Raw genomic sequence first — 18,960 nt, 5'->3', positions numbered from 1 at the left:
TCGTCAACCATCGGCTCGCGGGAAATCAAGCTGAGAGGTTCCCGAAATTGTGCAATGAAGCGATAGCGACCGAACGCCAACGGAGCTGTGTGAGTTGCTCCGGCAATTGCCGACAATAGAATTTATTTAAAATACAAACCGTATTTCATACCGGCCAGCAACTATGTCACGCGGAGCATCGTGCGATCGGGAAACTCTCGGCACCTTAGAGCGTACTAATGTGAGTAACGGGCAAAAGAGCTTGTTGCGATTAGTAAGGCAACCACAGGAGAGTGTCATGGCCAGTATCTTCGCGAGAACTGCCAAAGCTTTGGCCGGTGGTGCGATTATTGCGTTAACATGCATGCCGGCTAATGCTGCCGGGATTGGGGTCGGGGCCGGCGCGTCTGTTGACGGGAACGGCGGCGTCAATGCTGGCGTTGGCGCTTCGGTCGGCGGCTCTGGCGGCATCAACGCGGGGCTCGGGGCTTCCGTTGGCGGAGCGAGCGGTGTCAGCGCCGGTCTCGGAGCATCGGCCGGCGGCGCAAATGGGATCGACGCCGGCCTCGGTGCGACGGTGGGCGGGCCTAGTGTATTGAAGGCCAGAGTTGGCGCAAAGCTGGGCGGTCCCAACACCTTGAGGGCCGGAGCTGCTACAACGGTCGGTGGTTCGGATGGGATCGCGGCAGGACTGGGTGCAACAGTGGGCGGTCCCAATACCCTAAAGGCCGGCACTGGCGCGACTATGGGCGCGACCAACGGCGTCACCGCTGGTCTGGACGCCACAGTAGGAGACATCAGTGGGCTCGGCGCCGGAGACGGCGTTGGCATCGGCAATGGCACCGCGGCGGGGTTCGGGGTTAGAACCAGTCCAACCAGTCTGACGAGCCCTACCAGCCCGACGAGTCCCAAGTTGGCCAGTGCAGTCAATAATATGTCGGGTACTCAGTTGGCTCGGATGAAGAAGCGTTGCGCGGACGTGCTTGGCAGCCAGGAGACCTACGACCGCGATCTGCGCCAGCTTTGCCTGCTGATCGCTCGTCGGTAATTGCACCACCGGGAGGAAGTGCGAACCAGCCGCGAGGCGGTATGACACTCTCAAGTCTGCGGCCAGTCAGAAAGCCCGTTGCTCCCAGCGTAACGGGCTTTTTGTCGTCGCCCTAGGCCCAGCATTACGCCACGGAACCGTTAATTCAGACATCGCTTATATATGAATGTCGCTCCATTGGTTCTCGCCGCCGGTCTCAGTTAGAACCGGCCGGCTCGGGGTTGCATACCAGTGCAACAGCGTGGAAGGCGCCGCAGAGCAACTCCTGAAATGGACCAAGCGCGGCCCCAAGTGGCACAGCGCGGTGCAGCTCTGCATGGATGCGATGGTCGACCAGGTCAAACCTGATGTGGTCCGCCGGGCGTTCCTGGAGGCTGCCAAAGAAGAGGGAACGCTACTCCCTTAGCGCCTGCCCGGGACATCGCGACCTACGGACAACGTCGTGGGTTCACCGCACTCGCCTATGGATGGGTTAGCTTCACGAGACCGCGCGATGGCACTGGCGTGCTGGGCCGCCAACGCTTTGCGGTCCGTACGGCCCGCGCCTCTGATTGCTGCTCGGCCGGCCCAAGGACAAGCCGAAGATCACCGTCCTCGTTCCTGTCAAATACGGCAACTGCGAGCTTGGGGCGTTCTTCTACGGGAGAATGGTTTCGCCCATTGGTCGGCCTCACGTGCCGTCGTTCGCCACCCGGTTGCAGCTCACGCAACTGCGTTTTCATCGCCGCAAGAGATTCCACACCAAATCTCCTATCAGCAGGAACATAGAATTGCGCAGGCCGTTTGAACGGAAAGCAAGGAACCACTGCCATGAACAGTGTCATCTATCTGATAGGTCTTATCGTCGTCGTGCTCGCCGTGCTCTCCTTCCTCGGCTTTCATTAGGAGGATGTCATGCAGAGCGAGAAAGATCAGGATCGCAAGCCGACCGACTTCGCCAAGGCGAAGAACGAAGTATCCGATCGAGTGAAGAATGAGACGCAAAGCGCGGGCGAGGCGCTCAACGATGCCCGCGAAGAGGTCGCTCGCAGGGCAGCCGACTATACGTCCGAAGTACAAGAGGCTCTGTCCGAAAGGGCCCAGGAAACGCAGCGGGACTTAGGCTCCAGCTTGGCGGCATTCGGCGGTGCTCTGCGTGCGGCAAGCGACCATCTGGCCAACGGCGACCAGAAGTCCGCCTCGAATTTCATGCGGGATGCGGCAGACGGACTGGAAAGGCTGTCCTCCTCCTTGAAGGAGAAACCCTTTGGCGAGGTGCTTGAGGACGTCCAGAACTTCGGCCACCAAAATCCCGGCATTCTGATCGCAGGTTCGGTGCTGGCGGGATTGGCGCTCGGAAGGTTCATGAAGGCTTCGCCGCCTCAAACGCACCCTCGGGGCAGCGCGCCGGGGAGCCGGGGAACGAAATGAGCGGGACGACTGAGCGAGCCAGGGATGACGTGATCTGGGAGTAGGCGTTGACGCTCCAGGATCGCAGCGGAGTTAAAGAAATGAGCACTCAAGACAACCAAAGCCTCGGGACTCTGGTAGCCGATCTTGCGCAGCAGGTTACCACGCTGGTGCAGACGGAGGCGCGACTATTGCGCGCAGAGTTATCAGAGAATGCGGCAAAAGCCGGAGCTGGTGCCCTTGAAGTTTTGGGCGGCGCGATTTGTCTGCTCGCTGCATTAATAGTGCTTTTGCAGGCGCTCGTCATCGCCCTGACCCGCCTCGGGCTGGAGGCAGGCTGGTCGGCCTTGCTCGTGGGCGTGGTCGTTGCCGTCCTGGGTGTCATCCTGTTGCGGACCGGCATGGCAAGCATGTCGCCCTCCGCACTGGCGCCCGACCGTACGCAGGAGCAATTGAAGCGCGACGCCAACCTGATCAAGGATCAAGCGAAATGACCGAGAAATCCGCAGCCGAGCTCGAACGGGAGGCCGAGGCCACGCGCGCACGGGTGGCGGCGACCGCAGACTCTATTCGCGACAGGATGACGCCTGGCCAGCTCTTCGATGAGTTCACGGGGATTTTCAGGGCTGGTATTGGCTCCGACATGCTCCAGAACCTGAAGGCCCAGGTGCGGGACAATCCTCTGCCACTGACGGTGATAGGCGCCGGTTTAGCCTGGCTGATGCTCGGCAGCGGCGCTTCCCAAACAACTCCCAGCTACTCTCGCCGGGGAACTGGCCAACATCTCGGCACGTCCGGGTTGGAGGCTATGGCTTCCGGTGCCGCCAGCTATGCAGACGATACTGCCGGCGATGCAATTGGAACTGTGTCGGGAATGGTAAGCGGGGCAAGGGATAGTTTATCCGAGATGGCCAGCGGGGCAGCCGAAACTGTCTCGGGACTGGCAAACAGCGCGTCGGAGACCATCACCAACTCGGCAGAAGCCACAGCCGATATGGCTACGAGGGCCAGTCGCTCTGCGCAGGAGCTTTTGCAGGATCAGCCGTTGGCCGTTGCGGCCGTTGGTCTCGCCCTCGGGGCTGCAATTGGCGCCATGCTGCCTCACACACAAGTCGAGGACGACCAACTGGGCGAATATCGAGAGAAGCTTCGGAGGGAAGCCAAAACCACGCTCGACAAGGGTGTTGATGCCGCGACCCAGGTCGCAGCCGAAGCTTACCAGGCAGCCACCGAGGAGGCCGGGAGACAGGCCTCGAAGGAAGGCACGTTGGCAGACAGAGTAGGCGAAGTCGTCAAGTCCGCCGCCGAAAGGACGGAGGATGCAGTGCGCGAACAACTGGCGAACTCTACGCAGTCTGAAGAAGCAAACTCTGACTCTCCACAGAAGCCCAGCGGTGGGGGCGAGCCAAAGCCCAAGCGGTCCTGATTCTGGAGGAGCAAGCATGACCTTTGTCTTGTGGAAGGTTGACTTGCTCCGGGAACCGGGGGCCGATCGCGAGGCAGGCCGTGCCTGAGCTGTGGCGGATTGCGAAGGCGAGCGTGGCAGGGTTTATCGCCGACAGCGCCCTCAGTCACGGCGCAGCCATGGCTTTTTTTGCGGTCACGTCGCTTGGACCCGTATTGCTGCTGGTTGTCGCCGTGGCGGGCTTGGTGTTCGGACATGATGCGGCACGCGATGCAATAGCCGGTCAGCTTTCCGGGCTCATGGGTTCCCAAAGTGCGGAGGTGTTACAAAGCGCGCTGAAAAGCGCCTCAAATCAGAAGTCGGGAATAATAGCGACTGTGGGCGGCCTGTTGGCATTGCTTCTTACGGCATCCGGGGTTTTTGGCGAAATGCAATCGGCATTGAATGTCATTTGGAAGGCGAAACCCGAAGGAAGCTCGATCACCCGCCTGATCCGGGCAAGGACGGCCAGCTTGGGACTGGTCGTGGCACTCGGTTTCTTGCTGGTTGTCTCGCTCGCCGCGAGCGCGGCTATTAGCGCTCTCAGTGCCACAATCAACCAAGTGCTCCCGTTCGGATCAGCGATCGTTGAAGGGTTGAATATTCTGATATCCTTCCTGCTGATCGCCCTGCTATTCGCGGCGATCTATAAGGTGCTGCCAGACAGAGACTTGCAATGGCGCGACGTCTGGTTTGGGGCATTTGTTACCTCTGCCCTGTTCACGATCGGCAAGAGCTTGATCGGCCTTTACATCGGCAGCAGCGCCGTGGCGTCTTCCTTCGGTGCGGCCAGTGCCGTGATCGTTGTGCTGCTTTGGATCTATTACTCGTCATTGATATTTCTTCTCGGGGCCGAGTTCACCCGCGCGTATTCCTTGGAACGCGGCAGCCAGCGGGGAGGCGACCTGTCTTAGGGGTAGAGGCGCGAGCGTTGTTGTCCAATCAGGTTACCTAAGGGAACGGCCAACAAGAGCCGCGCGCTTCCGCTTTTTGTAAGTTCGCGCAGCTTCTGCTTGCGCCGTTCGTGGACTAACTACCTACACGATTGGTTGGTGCGCGCATGAGAAGATCGACACTCGCGGCGAGGCGACGCCGCACAACCTGCTTTGGAAGACACTCTCGGCAAGGAGCTGGTATCCGGCACCGGCCTATCAGTCTACTGCCTCACCTGCAAGCGAACCGCGGTCCTGAACATTGCCGAGTTGGTGGAGCGGCTCGGCCCGGATCGCTCCTGCATGCACTGCGGCTTCATCAAGGTGATCTACTGCCACGAACGCCGAACCGCCGGCCGCGATGATGAGAACCTCCAGTGCACCAATCACGCTCTAACGCCGGGGCAGCGAAAGGGTGGCACGCCTTCCCCGTATAGCGGGGGTTGCGTTGGGTTGAACCGCCTATCCGGCTCTTGCTACCGACGGCGCAAAACGCCTAGTTGCGGGGGACGTGAAGCGCCACACGATCTCGTCCTTCCGACTTAGAGCGGAAGAGTGCCAAATCGGCGGCATTGACGAAATCGCTTGGCGTCTCGTTCTCGTTGGGCACTGTTGACGCTACGCCAACGCTGATGGTCACGCGACCCGCGCCGTGCGGTATGTTCAAGTCCCGCACGCTCTGGACGAGCCGCTCGGCGATGCTGCTCGATTGCTCCAGCGGAGTGTCGACGAGTACGATGACGAACTCTTCGCCTCCGTAGCGTGCGGCGAGATCGGTGGAGCGGCCGGAACTGCTCTCGATCACCCTGGCGATTTTCTTGAGCACTTCATCGCCGGCCATATGGCCGTAGGAATCGTTATATCGCTTGAAGTTGTCGGCATCGATCATCAACAGCGACAATGGGGACTGCACGCGAAAAGCGCGTTTCCACTCAGCCGCCAGATATTCGTCGAAATAACGCCTGTTGCCGAGACCAGTCAGGCCATCGATCCGTGTCAGGCGCTCAAGCTCGAGGTTTGCGCTGATCAGTTGTCGCTGGCTTTCTCTCAGTGCGCGGTAGGCTGCGTCTCTCTGCACGTGATCCAGATAGGCGCGCGTGTGATACCGAATTCGCGCAATCAGCTCAATGCGATCCGGCAGCTTGACGAGATAGTCGTTGGCTCCAGCAGCGAAGGCTTCGCCCTTGGTGGCGGGATCTTCCTTGCTAGACAGCACAATGACTGGAACCGCGTGTGTCGAGGAATGCTTTCTATATTCTTTCACCAGATGCAGCCCATCGACGCCGGGCATGACCAGGTCCTGCAAGATGACGGTTGGCTTAACCTCATCTGCGACGGCCATCGCTTTCAGCGGGTCGGTGCAGAAGTGCAGGGCGATATCGGGCTCGTTGGCCAAGGCGCGTCTGACCGCCTCGCAAACCATGACCTGATCATCGATAAGCAGAACCATCGATGAATAATTATCTGCCAGCGGCGCCACCAGCTCTGGTTCTTGAGTCATAAGACGAGCCCTTTCACGTTGAGCGCTCGCACGCTTTGACTATGCGTGGGCCGATCGCACTCAAGGGGAGAATATCGACGGCCGCACCGATCGCAGCGGCAGCCTTCGGCATGCCATAGACGGCACTCGTCGCTTCATCCTGCGCGATCGTCAGATGCCCCTTGAGGCGGAGCTGTTTCAGCCCGCGCGCACCATCTCGACCCATGCCGGTAAGCAGGACGCCAATCGCCGAGCCCGGCCACCATTGCGCCGCGCTTTCGAAAAACACATCCACAGACGGCCGATAGACGTTGTCCTTGGGGCTGGTCGTGTAGCCAAGTTGCTCCGCTGACTTGAACACCAGATGATCCTCCGAACTGGCGACGAGAACGGTTCCCGCCTGAGGCCTGTCCTTTTCCTGCGCTGCACGGATCGGAAGCGGGGTATGTTGCCCCAGCCAATCCGCAAGTCCTGGAATGAACTGAGCATCCAGATGCTGGACCAGCACGATTGCGCCGCCGAAATCAATGGGAAATGAGCTGAGCACCGCGGCAACGGCAGCCGGCCCGCCCGCGGAGGCACCGATCGCAACCAAGCGTCTGGGAGAAGGGTCGCCCGCAACCGACATCCGCCCGTTTGCTTTGGACGGCGCGTCACGGACCAGCCTGGCGATCGTTGCTATCTTGTTGGTCAGAAGCCGCGCCGATTGCGACGACGCGTTACCTTCGATGCCCACTGACGGAAGATCGACCGCGTCGAGCGCGCCATGGCCCATTGCTTCGTAGACCCCGGCGACGTTGGCTTCGATACTGGCCGTCACCAGCAGGATCGAGCACGGGGTTTCTGCCATGATTCTGCGGGTTGCTTCCACGCCATCCATCTCTGGCATTGCTAAGTCCATGAGTATCAAATCCGGCAGGTCACGCCTGCAAGCCTCGACCGCCTCGCGCCCATTGGTCGCCGTCCACGCGACCTGATGTTCGCGGGAAGACCCAACCAGCCGACGCAGCAGCTCGACCGCCATCGGCATATCGTTGACGATGCCGATTCTCATCGGTTGGTTTGCGGTTTCGATCTCATCGCGTCGCCTCGCCAATCATATCCACGACGGCATGGATCAGCGCCTCGTCCTGAAAGCTGCCCTTGGTCAGATAATAGTCCGCACCGGCGTCAAGGCCGCGGGACCGATCTTCCTCCCGATCCTTGTACGAAACGATCATGATCGGCGTGTTCTGGAGATGAGCATCCTTTCGGATCAACCTCACCAGCTCGATGCCGTCCATGCGAGGCATGTCGATGTCGGTGACGACAAGATCGAAATGGCCGGAGCGAACGGCATTCCACCCGTCCATGCCGTCGACCGCCACTTCGACCTCATAGCCGTGATTGCCTAACATCTTGCGCTGGAGTTCGCGCACGGTAAGTGAATCGTCAATCACCAGCACGCGCTTGCGCCTGCCGGTTTCGGGACCGCCTGCGGCGCGGTGAATGGTTCGCAACCCGCCGGATGAGGCCAGCTTCACGACCGAACGGATCAGATCGTCGACGTCGAAGATCAGGACAGGCGATCCGTCCTCCATGAGGGCCGCCGCGCTGATGTCCTTGATCTTGGCAAAACGTGGGTCGAGAGGCCGGATCACCAACTCGCGTTCACCGAGGAAACGATCGACAATCAGTCCATATGCTTCGCCCTGACCGGCATCAATGACGACGACCGACAGATCGTCCGGCTCCGATGCGGGCTCGTCACGGTTCAGCACCTCGCGTGCCGTGACTAACCCGATCTGTCGGTCGTTTAAATGAAAATGCGGCCTACCCTGCAGGAGGTTTATCTGTGTTCGCTGCAATTTCAGCGTTTTGGAAATGCCGGCGAGCGGAAATGCATAGGGCTCCCCATCGACGTCGACGAGTAGCGTGCGCAGGACCGACAACGTCAGCGGCAATTGCAGTTGAAAACGTGTTCCGTGCCCAAATTCGGAGGAGACGCTGATGATACCGCGAACTTCCTTGGTCATTGCCTGCACGGCGTCGAGCCCCACACCCCGGCCGGAGACGTCGGTAAGGTTCGCTTTCATTGAAAAACCTGGCAGAAACAAGAAGGCGAGCAATTCCGCTTCGCTGAGTGTTTCTGCGCTTTCCTTGGTTGCAAGCTGCCGTGCGACGATCGTGTTGCGCAGCTCTGCCAAGTCGATCCCCTTGCCATCGTCCACCACGGCTATCTGCAGCAGGCCGGCATTGTGCCTCGCTTCGAGCCTGATGAGACCCTCTTCCGATTTCCCCGCCGCGAGGCGGTCCTCGGGCGGTTCAAGCCCATGGTCGACGGCGTTGCGCAGGAGGTGCCCCAAAGGCGCATCGAGTTGCTCCAGGATGTCGCGGTCTATGCCGGTTGAACCGCCTACGATCTCCAGCCGCACCCGCTTGCCGAGGGTACGACCGAGGTCCCGGACCATTCTCGCATAGTGCCGCACGCCATCGTCGAACGGCCGCATTCGACTCGCCAACGTCTCGTCGTACAATCTGTTGGCAAGATCGGTGGCTTTTCGGTCGACTGAATCCAGCTCGTCGAGACGTTCCGTCAGGAACGCCTGGCTCAGCCGAAGTTTTCGCTGCGCTTCAGCCAGCGCCTCCACTACTACGTCGTCCTTCGAGCCGGGCGGCAGCACGGCACGAAGGTCGTCGAACGAACCTGCGAGGTCCGATTGAAGCCGCTTCAGCCGCAGCAGCCCATCGGCGAATGGCCTAAGCCGTCGCGCTTCCATCAACGACTCGCCGGCCAGTCCGAGCAATCGGTTCAGACTGGTTGCCGTCACCCGAACCATTCTGTCGGAGCCGTCGCTTCCTTGGGTTTGCGAGTCCACACCTGTAAGCAGGTTCGCCGAGCTCGTCACCCGATCCGCTAGGGCGGGATCTTCGAAATCAGCTTCTGAACCGTGGGGCAAGTGGGCGGCGAGTGGGACGGATAGTTTCTCGAACGTCGCGAGCAAGGCTTCAACTTGATGGATGGCGCTTTCGCTCGATGGCTCCGATGCGATCAATTTCAGAAGGTCGGTGCTTTGCAAGAGCGCATCGATATGCTCTCGGCGCACCCTGAGTTGACCACGTTGCGCGGCGACCAGGCAATCTTCCATCGCATTTGCAACTTTGACGCCGGGCATCAGGTCGATGATGCGGGCAGCTCCTTTCAGAGAATGCGCTGCCCGCATGCATGCTTCCAATGCGTCGGCGGCGACAGGATCGCGTTCCAACGCCAGAAGGCCGGAGGTCAGAGCCTGCGACTGCGTCGACAGCTCGGCCTGGAAGAGGCTCAGCATCGAAACCTGGCTGAAGTCCTCGTCTGTCATGCGATGCTCCGATCCAGCATCGTCAGCAATTGTCCCGGGTCGAGGCAGCCGACGGCTCGTCCCCGCCAAGGCAGCACGGCAACCGTGGCGGCTGACAGCGCCTTGCCGATCGTGGCCGGCACCGCCAGCGTGTCGTGTTCCCGGTAGCGATGCAGGCCGTGGATTTCGTCGACCGTGAAAGCAACCCGCTTGTCTAACTCGCCTACCACGACCAGGCGGCGAAAAGCCTTGGCTCGTTTGCCTTGTTCTGCCTCCTTGCGCTCGTCAATGCCGAGCAATTCAGAGAGCGACACGCAGATCAGCAATTCACCGCGTACATTGGCAATGCCGAGCACCGCGCCGTTCCTGCGGTGTGGAAGCGAATGAACGCGGCGTGATTCAGCCACCTCATGAAAAATGGCAACTGGCAGCGCCAGCCATTCCTCCCCAAGGCGGAAAAGGACGGCCGTCTGAAGCGCCTCCTCGTCAGCGGAATCGAGCTCGGCGCGACTAGGTTTGTCAGGCCATCCGGTAGGATAGGCTGAGGGCGTCGCACGGTCGAGGAGGCTCCGTGCGATCTTCTTATAGGCCGGGCAATTGCGGCAGTGGAGATGCTGATCCAGTAGCGCGCATGACCGGTCACCCCGCACCCCGATCTGCCGCCAGCAGTCGTCGATTTTGATTTCCGCCACGGGCTGGGCGATCCCCGTCGAAGTCGACATCAGGTGCCGCTCCTTTTCTGAGCCCGATCCAGTCGGCCGACCAATGCCTCGGCGCCGCTACGGTCGCCTTGTTTGCGAAGCAGCAAAGCCAGATGAACGAGAGCTTCCCTATGATTTGGCGCGAGATAGAGCGCTCTGCGATAGCTTCGCGCTGCTTCTGATGCAGCACCGTCGGCATCCTGAACCAAGCCCAGCAAGTAGAAAATATCCGCCGAAGGACCGAACGCCTTGAGATGTGCCAGGGCAACTTCCTGCGCCTCCTTTACCCGTCCCGCATTGGCGATCCGTTCGACCTCGATGAGGCTTTCCGAGATCCGATCCACCGGCTTGGCCGGAGGCTGCGGGCGGCCTTCCTTGCCGATCTTCGGTCGGGTCAGGGCTGAGCTGCTCCTGTTGACCTTCGGGACCGGTGTCCGCAGCGGAATGGCGGCCGGTTTCGGCGCCATGGTGTTCACGTGCTCCGACCTTAGGAAGGCGAAGGCCAATGGCCATTCAGCGGAAATGAAGCCATGCAGCCTCGGTAGAGCGCCCTCCGCCGGGCCGACCAGAAGAAGTCCGTCCTTGGCCAACAGGTCCTTCAGGCAGGTCAATGCGCGATCCTGCAGCGCGCGATTGAAATAGATCAGCAAATTGCGGCAAAGCAGGATGTCATAGGCCTCTTGCCCGAAAGACGCGCGGGGATCGAACAGGTTTCCGACCCTGAACCGAACCTGTTTCAGCACCGCAGCATTAGGCCGCAACCCGCCCTCGGTCGTTTCAAAATAGCGATCCTTGAATTCGAGATTGCTGCCGCGAAACGAATTGCGCCCATAGACGGCACGTTCAGCGATCGCGACATTGCGGGTGCTGACGTCCACAGCATCGATCTTGAACTCGTGCGCCGCAAAGCCGCCATCGAACATGGCCATGGCTACCGAATACGCCTCTTCGCCGGTTGAACATGGCAGGCTCAGGACCTTTATCGGCAGCGTACGCTTGTTCTCGCGCGCATGCCGCGCCAGCATCGTGAACGCTTCCCGGTCGCGGAAGAACCACGTCTCAGGGATCACCACCGCATTGACCAGCTCCTGCAGTTCCTGCGCGGAACTGGTCAGATGTTCCCAATAAGCCTGTGCGTCGATTATCCTACATGCTGCCATCCGGTCCTTGACCGCTTGGCGGATCACTGTCTGGCCAACGCTGGCAGCGTCCAGTCCGATGGTTTCGGTCAGGAGCTTTTCGACTGCGCCGATCATCAACCACCCATCTCGGCCTGGCGGAGCAAAGCGCTACCAATCTCTTCTGAAAGCAGTGTTTCCACTTTGACCCACTGGATGATCTCCGGGCCATCCGAAGCCACCGGACCAAGATAGGGCGGCGATCCCGGCTCCAGTCCGAACGGCGTGAAATCGGCTGGGTCTCGCTCAAGCGTATCCGTCACCCGCTCCGCTATCAGCCCAAGCAAGCGTTGCTCACCATTTTCTGACGGATAGCGCGTTATCATGATGCGGGTACTCAACCGCGCCTCCGAGGGGCGGCCAAGTGCTAGAAGAGTAACATCGATCAACGGGACGGGTATTCCGTCATAGCTGACCAGTCCGACCACACCGGCTGGCGCACCCGGCAGCACCTTGACCCGGATACGGGGCAACACCTCCTCAATCTGATGGACATCGATCAAGTAGCGATCCGTACCCATGCTGAAGGAGAGGAATAGCATTGTCACCTCCGGCCGCCAGGTCGCTATGCCCTCAGCTTGAACCTTGCAATGCTGCTCCGCAGCCCGCTCGACACTTGATTGAGCTCGTCGATCGCGAGCGTTGACTGCTGGAGAGATTCGACAGTTTGCTGAGCTGCCTCGCTGAGCTGGGTCAGCGTGTCGCTGATTTGCCCCGCGCCGGTCGCCTGAGCCTGCATGCCTTCGTTGGCGACTTCGAATCGGGGCACCAGGCCTTGAACCTGCTGGATGATTTCGAAGAGCTGCCCGCCGACCTGCTGAATTTCCTGCATGCCCCGGCGGACCTGCTCGGAGAACTTGTCCATGCCCATCACCCCAGCCGCCACAGCCGACTGGATGTCCTTGACCATTTGCTCAATATCGTAGGTGGAGACGGCCGTCTGGTCGGCGAGCCTTCGGATTTCGGTTGCCACCACAGCAAAGCCCCGGCCATACTGACCTGCCTTCTCCGCCTCGATGGAAGCATTGAGCGACAATAGGTTCGTCTGATCGGCGACTTTGGTGATGGTCGTCACCACCTGGTTGATACTGCCGGCCTTCTCGCTCAGAATTGCGAGTTTGGAATTGATTGCGCCGGCCGCTTCCATGACCTGGTGCATGGTTTCTTCCATGCGAGTCAACCCAGCTTGCCCTCCGCCCGCGACGGCGGCCGTCTGATCGGCAACTGTCGAGACATCGTTCATTGTGCGCGCCAGCTCGTTCGACGTAGCGGAGATTTCCTTGGCAGTCGCGCGGATTTCTGTGGTAGTCGCTGCGATTTCAGTCGCGGTTGCCTGCTGTTGCTTGGAGGTGGCGGCGATCTCCGTGATCGACGTGCCGACTTGTATGCTGGACCTTTGGACCTGACCAATGAGGGTGGTGAGATCGTCCGCCATTGCGTTGAAGCCGTCGGCCAGCACGCTGAATTCGTCACGGCGCCTCAGTTCGAGGCGTTCGCTGAAGTCGCCTTGCCGCATCAACTGAACCGCGTCGACCAGCCGGGTGAGCGGACCTGTGATGGCGCGAAACAGCTGGTAACCCAAAAGAAGTGCTAGCCCGAGGGCTATCAACAGGCCAACGCTCAAACCGACTTCCGCCGTTTTAACGATCGAGCTGATCCGTTGCGTCGCGCTGGTTGCCTCGCCTCTGTGATCCTCGACCATGGCCTGCAGAGCAGACTGCAATTTCAGAAAGATGGGCTCTACGGTGTTCTTGATGGCCGGGCCTTCATTGGGAGTTTCGCCTTTCGACAAGGCAGTCCGGCTTGTGTCCAGCACAGCCGTTTCAGCCAGACGAAATTGGTTAGCGAGTTCCTTGACGACCGCATAATTCTGCTTGTCGATATCGGATACGATTGTTGCTTCATAGTCGTCCATCTGCCGCTGCACTTGGGCGCGATTGGTCGCGATCATGCTTTCAAGCGCGCGTCTATCCGACGGGCTGTCCTGAAGCGCATATTCCTGAAGCAGGCTATGGGCCGTCATCTGGCCCATCATGATTTCGGTGCTGTGATAGACGTCTGGGAGGATGCCCTTCTCGACCTCAGTCGCCTCCTGCTGCGTCTGAAGAAACCAAGCGTACGCGATGACGGCTATCACCGACATGACCACCAGAACGACAGCGAAACTGACCAGGATGCGGTGGCGTATTGTCAGACTCTTCATGGAACCGGTTCACCAGTGGGACATCGTTGTCGGCGCGACAAACGCTCGTTCCGACGTTCCGAAAAGGTGCGTCGAAAAGCAGTAGTTTGATGCTGAATGGTTTCTTTTCCGTTCAACCGCTGATGACGGCTAATCGAGGTGCGGCGGGCCCCCGTGTAGAGTTCAACTGAATCAACAAGCCGCCATTCCGCTTTCGTGAAGAGTATCGAGCGCCGGCAGGCGTACGAAGGTCCCCGATAAACGGGTCGACAGGCAGTTCTACAATTGGCCGCCGACTGAGGTTCTTGGAAGCTTTTCGAACTTTCCGGGTCGCGCCTCAGCCTGAGTTACAGGCGTTTTTAACGCCGGAAAGGGGGTTCGGTTTTCGGGCAGTTTGGGAGGCATCGCGTGAGGAGGCCACGGACGTTTGGGCTGACTGCACTCCCTCCTGAGCTGCCGTTGCTGCCGTTGGCCCAAGGGACGGGAAGTCGCGAAACGGACAGCCCTTCGGTTACTCGGGAGGGCGTTGAGACCCGGTTTCGAGTACCCAATTGGCATGCGAATGCGTTGAGCCGGCTTTTTAGCCGCTACTTAGATCGTGAATGGCCGGCTGTAGACCGTCAGGCGTGATATCAACCGTCGCAAGCGTGATCGGCAACTTGAAACGACGGTGACCGGCACTGCCCGGATTAAGGTAGAGCACACCGCCAACGATTTTGAGTTTCGGCACATGGGAGTGGCCCGACACGACCATGTCGATACCGAGTGCTGCTGGTGAGAGCTGCAGTGTTTTCAAATCATGGCGGACGTAGAATGTTCGGCCTGCCAGCCGCACCAACGCCGTATCGGCGTAGGTCGCAGCCCACTCAGCTGTGTCGACGTTTCCTCTGATGGCGGTAACCGGCGCGATCTGCTGAAGGGCGGTGATGATTTCAGGACTGCCGATGTCGCCGCCATGGATGATGTGGTTTACCCCGGCCAGGCGTCGTTCCGCCTCAGGCCTCAGCAGGCCGTGCGTGTCAGAGATGATGCCTATCCTGAATGTCATTGACGGCCGCTATATGGTGAGCACATCGAGATCGGCCGCAATACGGCTGTTCGGAAATGCTCGCGCGGCTTCCGCGAGAATTTCTTCGGCGGCATAGCGGCCGGAGATATGCGTAAGAATGAGTTGCTTCACGTTGCTCGTCGCTGCCAGAGATGCTGCCTGCGCAGCCGTGAGATGACCATAGTCGCGCGCCATGGCCGCATCTCGTTCCAAGAAGGTGGCCTCGATCACCAGAAGATCGGCGCCGCGGACATGTTCCGCGAGATCATCGGTCGACTCCGTATCGCCGATGATGACCAGCTTCTTGCCTGGGTCCAGCGGGCCCATCACGTCTTCGGAAGCAACTGTTCGGCCATCGACGAGGGTGATGGACCGGCCCTCCACCAGTTCCTTCCTGATTGGACCCTCTGGCACACCTAGAGACGTGAGGTAGTCGGCGCGAAGGTGGCGGCGCGGTGGTGTCTCGAGCACGAAGCCATAGCTATCTGTGTCGCGGTGACGAACCTGAAAGCAGTCGATCACGAATTCGTCCGCGTCGAAAAACCGGCCGGGCGTCAGCGGCTCAAGCGTTAGTGGGATCGGCGCTCGTCCTTCACCCCACAGACCAGCGAGCATGCGGACAACGACATCGAGGGTGTCCGAGCCTCCATGGACGGTCAGGAGATCGTCGCTTTGCCGCAACCGGAGTGTCGAGAACAGGCCGGGGATCCCAAGGATATGGTCGAAATGGGCATGGGTGAGCAGTAGGCGATGAAGCCGCCTGAAGCCGGCGCCGCTGCGCAGCAGCTGGCGTTGAGTGCCTTCCCCGCAGTCGACTAGAATCCGGTGGCCTCCGGCCTCGACAAGCAGGGCAGGGTGATTTCGCTCGGCAGAGGGTACGCTGGCCGACGTGCCAAGAAACGTCAGTCTCAAAATCATGGAGGTAGTCTAGCCCGCGAGCTATGAGGCCTCAAAGCGGGCAAACAACGCCTTCCCACGCTGCCAGTGTGCTGTGGCCGTCTTTGGCTATTTTGAGTCCGTGCCCTGCTCGGGCCATATCCCGGCGCTTTCACCATCACCGTGGATTAGTCGCGGTCCCAGTCATTGGTGTTGTCGGGTGTCTTGGCCTCCGCTTCCCAGGTATCCCGCTCTTTGTCGTTCCCGGGTTTGGTACCTGGCATGTCTCGCGATGATTTTGATCTCATATTTGTCCTCTTCGGTCGCTCAACCCGAAACAGGGCGGGGTGAATTAGGTTCTGCTGGGTCCGTCTGACAGTGGGACAGCAGCAGAAAGGTATCTGTTATTCAGGCGACCCTGTCGATGGGAGTGGATCTGGATCTCGCTATAGCCTGGCATTGGGTTCGGGTCACCGCTTCACCCTAGGCAACGGCATCCGCCATGTCCTTGGCGTTCAAACCAATGGCCGGCGACGAGGGAACTCGTTTCATCGAAAGGTCCGTGAATCACGGTGCGGTCAGCGCCAAGCCACTAACAAAGGTTGCTGATTGCCTCGACGGTCGCACGGAACGGCACCGGTTCTGCAGGCGCGAACCTTCTTGCAATTCAGCGGGGATCACTTCGGGGTCGTACCTGGTCGAACTGGCGATAAAGTGGCAGATGTCAACGATTACAGATCATGGCTGGAAGGCCGGTTTTCTGGCGCTTGCCCGGGTCCAGGTTCTCCTAACCCGCGAAGCCAACGCTGGCGACACGTTGCGCGACTTCATCTAGGGCGAAGGCCCTTGCGACGGGCAGGCATCGCGACCTCCTGGCCCGCTGCGCGGCGGCAGGACCCTGCCTAACCCTAGACGCCTAGCTCCCAACGGACCGGCAAGCGGTTTAGTTCAGCGGATTTGCTGTTCAAGACGCCTTGTAGATGCGCCGTTTGGTTGAGCGGCTAAGGTTATCGGCAAATGCTGAGGGGACGGATTGTGCCTGTCTGCTTCCCTGGCTTCGCTCCCCCGGCTGCGAGATGGGAGCAATTCGCAGGCTTACACGTTGGTATTCAACCCTGCGAGAGGACCTCATCATTGGACTCCAGCACCGACCTAGCCAAGTTACGCCGACATGTCCGCATTCTCGTGGACCTTGGCCGCTTAGCGGGCGAGGAAACTCCGCTCAGCCGCTTCCTCGATCAGGCCTGTGTGCAGGTAGCCCGGGCCGTTGAGATAGACCATACAAAGGTCCTTCGCTACCGCCCGCGCACCGCGGACCTGTTCATGGAGGCCGGCTTCGGGTGGAAGGAAGGTACTTTGCGGAACGCTGTTTTTCCGGCGGATCTGCGATCGCCGCCTGGCCGAACTTATCAAACAGCCGAGCCTTTGGTAATTGTCGATGGCGCGGCGGCCGAGCAGGATGGCGAATACGTCTTTTCCGATGTGCTGAAAGAGCACGGCATCAAGTCGCTGGCAAACGTGCCGATCCTCATCAAGGGCGCGGCTTGGGGCGTGCTGGAGGTGGATTCCTCGGTCACCCGCGACTTCAGCGAAGATACCGTCGACTTCATGACGGCTGCCGCCGCCGTCATTGCTTCAGCGATGCGGCGGCCCAATTTGGAGCGAAGCAACGTGGAAGCCACCGCTCCTCTAGTACAGGCGCAACAACAGGAGGTGCTGCTGCGGGAGATGCAGCACCGCGTAAAGAACAACTTTCAGCTCATCCTGGCCTCAATAGCCATCCAGAAGCGGCGCCTTGACAGGTCGGAAGTGCACCGGGCCTTGGAACACGTGGCTAACCGAGTTAATGCCATTTCGCTTGCTCATGACCAACTGGCACCGGGTCAGGACCTCCGAACGGTGGACGTCGCCGGCTATCTGAGGGCGCTGTGCGCTTCGCTTCAGGCGCAGGTGGAAATTGCAACGATCGAGATCGCGGCGGACGAGGTCGAGCTCTCGATTGAACGCGCGGTGCCGCTCGGTCTTATCTTGAATGAAGCCGCAATGAACTCAGTCAAGCATGCGTTCGGGGCGGAGGGCGGGCGAATCGTTGTCAAGCTTGAGTCCGGAATAGGCTACGGCGAGGCACGCCTGACTGTTGCCGACAACGGTCGAGGCATCCAGAATCCCCGACCTGGCGGGTCGGGACAGAAATTGATCCAGGCGCTCGCCCGGCAGATAGGTGGCAAGGTCGAGCAAGAGAGCTCCGCTACGGGCACGACAATCACCGTGTTTTTCCCAGTCATTGCATAGAGCTCCCTCCTCTCGCGGTTTGCGTTGGCTCCCCAGCGCAGATCGATGAGGCGGCATCATCCAAATCGCAACGCGGGCTCAGGGCTCACGTACGTCGCCAACATCAACCAGAGACGCGCCTTTGCCGTTGGGCGTGCGCGACGGCGAACTGGATCAGTTGAGTTCCGTATCTCGGTCACTTGGAACAACCGCCTTCCAGGGAAGCCGCAGCAGCATGTTGCGCACTTTTCTAAACCGAGCGCACAAGCTTGAGCTCTGCAACGATCAAGCTGCGCAAGAAAGGAGGCGGGCCGCCGATAGACCCGTAACGCGGCGCTGGGCTTCGGATTTCCATTCGGAAGATAAAGGCATCCGATCAGGATGCCTTTGACGGCTGCTTCGATGTAGCGGCTATGGCTGTCGTCGGGTCGCCGGGGAGGCCGCGCCGCGTTTCGTGGATGTTGCCGACCCGGCTCAGGATCGCGACGCCGTTCCAGCTTTTCTGCCCATGCCAGACCACGTCATAGCCGAGGTCGCGGATCGGCCCTTCCGGGAACTTCTCCTGCGGCGCCTTGAGTTCCTGGAGACAGGCAATGTCCGGCGCTGCCTCTTTAAGCCAGCGCAGCAGCACCGGCAGGCGGCCATTGACGCCGTTGACGTTGTAGGTGGCGATCCTCATGGCTTCATGAGGTCCGGCAGGAACTGATCGGCCCGGCCCCAGCCCGCGAGGGCCTTCGATGCGGCGCGCTTCTTCAACTCAGGCGCATCGCCGACATGGAAATGCGAGGGCGCATCGATCGTCTTCATCTCCGCCCAGGTGACAGGTGCTGCGACCGGGGCGCCCGGCCCCGACCTGGCGCTATAAGGCATGATCGCCGTGGCGCCGCGCTGGTTGCGCAGATAGTCGACGAAGATCCGCCCCTTGCGTTTTGCCTTCGACATCACCGCCGTAAAGTGGGCCGGGTCGCTCTGCGCGACCGCCTGAGCAAGCCCGGAGGCGAAGGCCTTCACCTCAGGCCATTCGGCTCGCGGCGTTAGCGGCGCGATTACATGCAACGCCCTTGCCGCCTGTCAGCATCGGGAAGGTGGTCAATCCAAGGGATTTCAGTATA

Annotated in this window: 18 protein-coding genes and 1 pseudogene; 7 read left to right on the top strand and 12 right to left on the bottom strand. The window is 60.2% G+C overall.

Translation table 11 applies throughout. The features are described from left to right. Positions 1-277 precede the first annotated feature (277 nt). The 6 genes from FJ423_RS27260 to FJ423_RS27230 all read left to right on the top strand — a co-directional run bounded on the left by FJ423_RS27260 (position 278) and on the right by FJ423_RS27230 (position 4,774). A complete protein-coding gene (locus tag FJ423_RS27260; RefSeq protein WP_140846040.1) occupies positions 278-1,027 on the top strand; it encodes a hypothetical protein in 750 nt (249 codons plus the stop codon). Between the two features lie 166 nt (positions 1,028-1,193). Continuing rightward, positions 1,194-1,433 carry a DUF982 domain-containing protein gene (locus FJ423_RS27255; RefSeq protein WP_140846039.1) on the top strand — a complete coding sequence of 80 codons (240 nt, stop codon included), beginning with the start codon at positions 1,194-1,196 and terminating at the stop codon, positions 1,431-1,433. Between the two features lie 488 nt (positions 1,434-1,921). Continuing rightward, positions 1,922-2,437: a hypothetical protein gene (locus FJ423_RS27245; protein ID WP_140846038.1), complete on the top strand. Its 516-nt coding sequence runs from the start codon at positions 1,922-1,924 to the stop codon at positions 2,435-2,437. A gap of 47 nt (positions 2,438-2,484) precedes the next feature. Continuing rightward, positions 2,485-2,910, top strand: coding sequence for a phage holin family protein (locus FJ423_RS27240; protein ID WP_246680322.1), 426 nt, complete (start codon positions 2,485-2,487; stop codon positions 2,908-2,910). After that, positions 2,907-3,842 (top strand): DUF3618 domain-containing protein, encoded by a 936-nt coding sequence (locus FJ423_RS27235; RefSeq protein ID WP_140846037.1) that lies wholly within the window; start codon positions 2,907-2,909, stop codon positions 3,840-3,842. The genes FJ423_RS27240 and FJ423_RS27235 overlap by 4 nt, the downstream gene beginning before the upstream one ends. 80 nt (positions 3,843-3,922) lie before the next feature. Continuing rightward, entirely contained in the window at positions 3,923-4,774 is an 852-nt protein-coding gene (locus tag FJ423_RS27230; protein ID WP_210239578.1) for a YihY/virulence factor BrkB family protein, read from the top strand. Between the two features lie 237 nt (positions 4,775-5,011). Here FJ423_RS27230 and FJ423_RS33725 read toward each other — a convergent pair whose 3' ends face one another. The 10 genes from FJ423_RS33725 to rnz all read right to left on the bottom strand — a co-directional run bounded on the left by FJ423_RS33725 (position 5,012) and on the right by rnz (position 15,616). Next, entirely contained in the window at positions 5,012-5,182 is a 171-nt protein-coding gene (locus FJ423_RS33725; RefSeq protein ID WP_181174917.1) for a hypothetical protein, read from the bottom strand. 106 nt (positions 5,183-5,288) lie between these two features. After that, positions 5,289-6,293: a PleD family two-component system response regulator gene (locus FJ423_RS27225; RefSeq protein ID WP_095769911.1), complete on the bottom strand. Its 1,005-nt coding sequence runs from the start codon at positions 6,291-6,293 to the stop codon at positions 5,289-5,291. A gap of 13 nt (positions 6,294-6,306) precedes the next feature. Beyond that, on the bottom strand, positions 6,307-7,326 hold the full coding sequence (locus tag FJ423_RS27220; protein WP_140846036.1) for a chemotaxis response regulator protein-glutamate methylesterase: 1,020 nt from the start codon (positions 7,324-7,326) through the stop codon (positions 6,307-6,309). Between the two features lie 22 nt (positions 7,327-7,348). Next, entirely contained in the window at positions 7,349-9,613 is a 2,265-nt protein-coding gene (locus FJ423_RS27215) for a hybrid sensor histidine kinase/response regulator (RefSeq protein WP_140846035.1), read from the bottom strand. Then, positions 9,610-10,314, bottom strand: coding sequence for a chemotaxis protein CheW (locus tag FJ423_RS27210; RefSeq protein ID WP_140846034.1), 705 nt, complete (start codon positions 10,312-10,314; stop codon positions 9,610-9,612). The genes FJ423_RS27215 and FJ423_RS27210 overlap by 4 nt, the downstream gene beginning before the upstream one ends. Beyond that, the gene (locus FJ423_RS27205; RefSeq protein WP_140846033.1) at positions 10,314-11,549 is read right to left on the bottom strand and encodes a protein-glutamate O-methyltransferase CheR; all 1,236 of its coding nucleotides are present in this window, start codon (positions 11,547-11,549) and stop codon (positions 10,314-10,316) included. Before FJ423_RS27205 ends, FJ423_RS27210 begins: the two co-directional genes overlap by 1 nt. Beyond that, on the bottom strand, positions 11,549-12,013 hold the full coding sequence (locus FJ423_RS27200) for a chemotaxis protein CheW (RefSeq protein ID WP_140846032.1): 465 nt from the start codon (positions 12,011-12,013) through the stop codon (positions 11,549-11,551). Before FJ423_RS27200 ends, FJ423_RS27205 begins: the two co-directional genes overlap by 1 nt. A gap of 23 nt (positions 12,014-12,036) precedes the next feature. After that, positions 12,037-13,674, bottom strand: coding sequence for a methyl-accepting chemotaxis protein (locus FJ423_RS27195; protein ID WP_140846031.1), 1,638 nt, complete (start codon positions 13,672-13,674; stop codon positions 12,037-12,039). 559 nt (positions 13,675-14,233) lie between these two features. Next, positions 14,234-14,701 (bottom strand): metallophosphoesterase family protein, encoded by a 468-nt coding sequence (locus FJ423_RS27190; RefSeq protein ID WP_140846030.1) that lies wholly within the window; start codon positions 14,699-14,701, stop codon positions 14,234-14,236. A gap of 9 nt (positions 14,702-14,710) precedes the next feature. After that, positions 14,711-15,616 (bottom strand): ribonuclease Z, encoded by a 906-nt coding sequence (gene rnz / locus FJ423_RS27185; protein ID WP_140846058.1) that lies wholly within the window; start codon positions 15,614-15,616, stop codon positions 14,711-14,713. Between the two features lie 1,095 nt (positions 15,617-16,711). Between rnz and FJ423_RS27180 the strand changes: the two genes are divergently transcribed. After that, positions 16,712-17,869: a histidine kinase dimerization/phosphoacceptor domain -containing protein gene (locus FJ423_RS27180; protein WP_246680321.1), complete on the top strand. Its 1,158-nt coding sequence runs from the start codon at positions 16,712-16,714 to the stop codon at positions 17,867-17,869. A 266-nt stretch (positions 17,870-18,135) separates the two neighbouring features. On the opposite strand, the pseudogene FJ423_RS27175 reads toward FJ423_RS27180, so the two are convergent. Both FJ423_RS27175 and FJ423_RS33910 read right to left on the bottom strand, forming a co-directional pair. Then, a pseudogene (locus FJ423_RS27175) lies at positions 18,136-18,527 on the bottom strand (endonuclease/exonuclease/phosphatase family protein); the annotation flags it as partial. Then, complete coding sequence (locus FJ423_RS33910; protein ID WP_348642931.1) at positions 18,524-18,904, bottom strand: hypothetical protein; 381 nt, start codon at positions 18,902-18,904, stop codon at positions 18,524-18,526. The gene FJ423_RS33910 and the pseudogene FJ423_RS27175, both read right to left, overlap by 4 nt. Between the last annotated feature and the right edge of the window lie 56 nt (positions 18,905-18,960).

The organism is Mesorhizobium sp. B2-8-9 (assembly GCF_006439475.1).
Classification (GTDB): domain Bacteria; phylum Pseudomonadota; class Alphaproteobacteria; order Rhizobiales; family Rhizobiaceae; genus Mesorhizobium.
Note: the sequence above shows the minus strand (reverse complement) of the source record. Positions and strands in the feature narration are given on the sequence as shown.

Bases quoted from the DNA above. Each gene is read 5' to 3' on its own strand.
- FJ423_RS27260 (WP_140846040.1), top strand. From the start codon at position 278: ATGGCCAGTATCTTCGCGAGAACTGCCAAAGCTTTGGCCGGTGGTGCG.
- FJ423_RS27255 (WP_140846039.1), top strand. From the start codon at position 1,194: ATGTCGCTCCATTGGTTCTCGCCGCCGGTCTCAGTTAGAACCGGCCGG.
- FJ423_RS27245 (WP_140846038.1), top strand. From the start codon at position 1,922: ATGCAGAGCGAGAAAGATCAGGATCGCAAGCCGACCGACTTCGCCAAG.
- FJ423_RS27235 (WP_140846037.1), top strand. From the start codon at position 2,907: ATGACCGAGAAATCCGCAGCCGAGCTCGAACGGGAGGCCGAGGCCACG.
- FJ423_RS27225 (WP_095769911.1), bottom strand. From the start codon at position 6,293: ATGACTCAAGAACCAGAGCTGGTGGCGCCGCTGGCAGATAATTATTCA.
- FJ423_RS27220 (WP_140846036.1), bottom strand. From the start codon at position 7,326: ATGAGAATCGGCATCGTCAACGATATGCCGATGGCGGTCGAGCTGCTG.
- FJ423_RS27215 (WP_140846035.1), bottom strand. From the start codon at position 9,613: ATGACAGACGAGGACTTCAGCCAGGTTTCGATGCTGAGCCTCTTCCAG.
- FJ423_RS27210 (WP_140846034.1), bottom strand. From the start codon at position 10,314: ATGTCGACTTCGACGGGGATCGCCCAGCCCGTGGCGGAAATCAAAATC.
- FJ423_RS27205 (WP_140846033.1), bottom strand. From the start codon at position 11,549: ATGATCGGCGCAGTCGAAAAGCTCCTGACCGAAACCATCGGACTGGAC.
- FJ423_RS27200 (WP_140846032.1), bottom strand. From the start codon at position 12,013: ATGCTATTCCTCTCCTTCAGCATGGGTACGGATCGCTACTTGATCGAT.
- FJ423_RS27195 (WP_140846031.1), bottom strand. From the start codon at position 13,674: ATGAAGAGTCTGACAATACGCCACCGCATCCTGGTCAGTTTCGCTGTC.
- FJ423_RS27190 (WP_140846030.1), bottom strand. From the start codon at position 14,701: ATGACATTCAGGATAGGCATCATCTCTGACACGCACGGCCTGCTGAGG.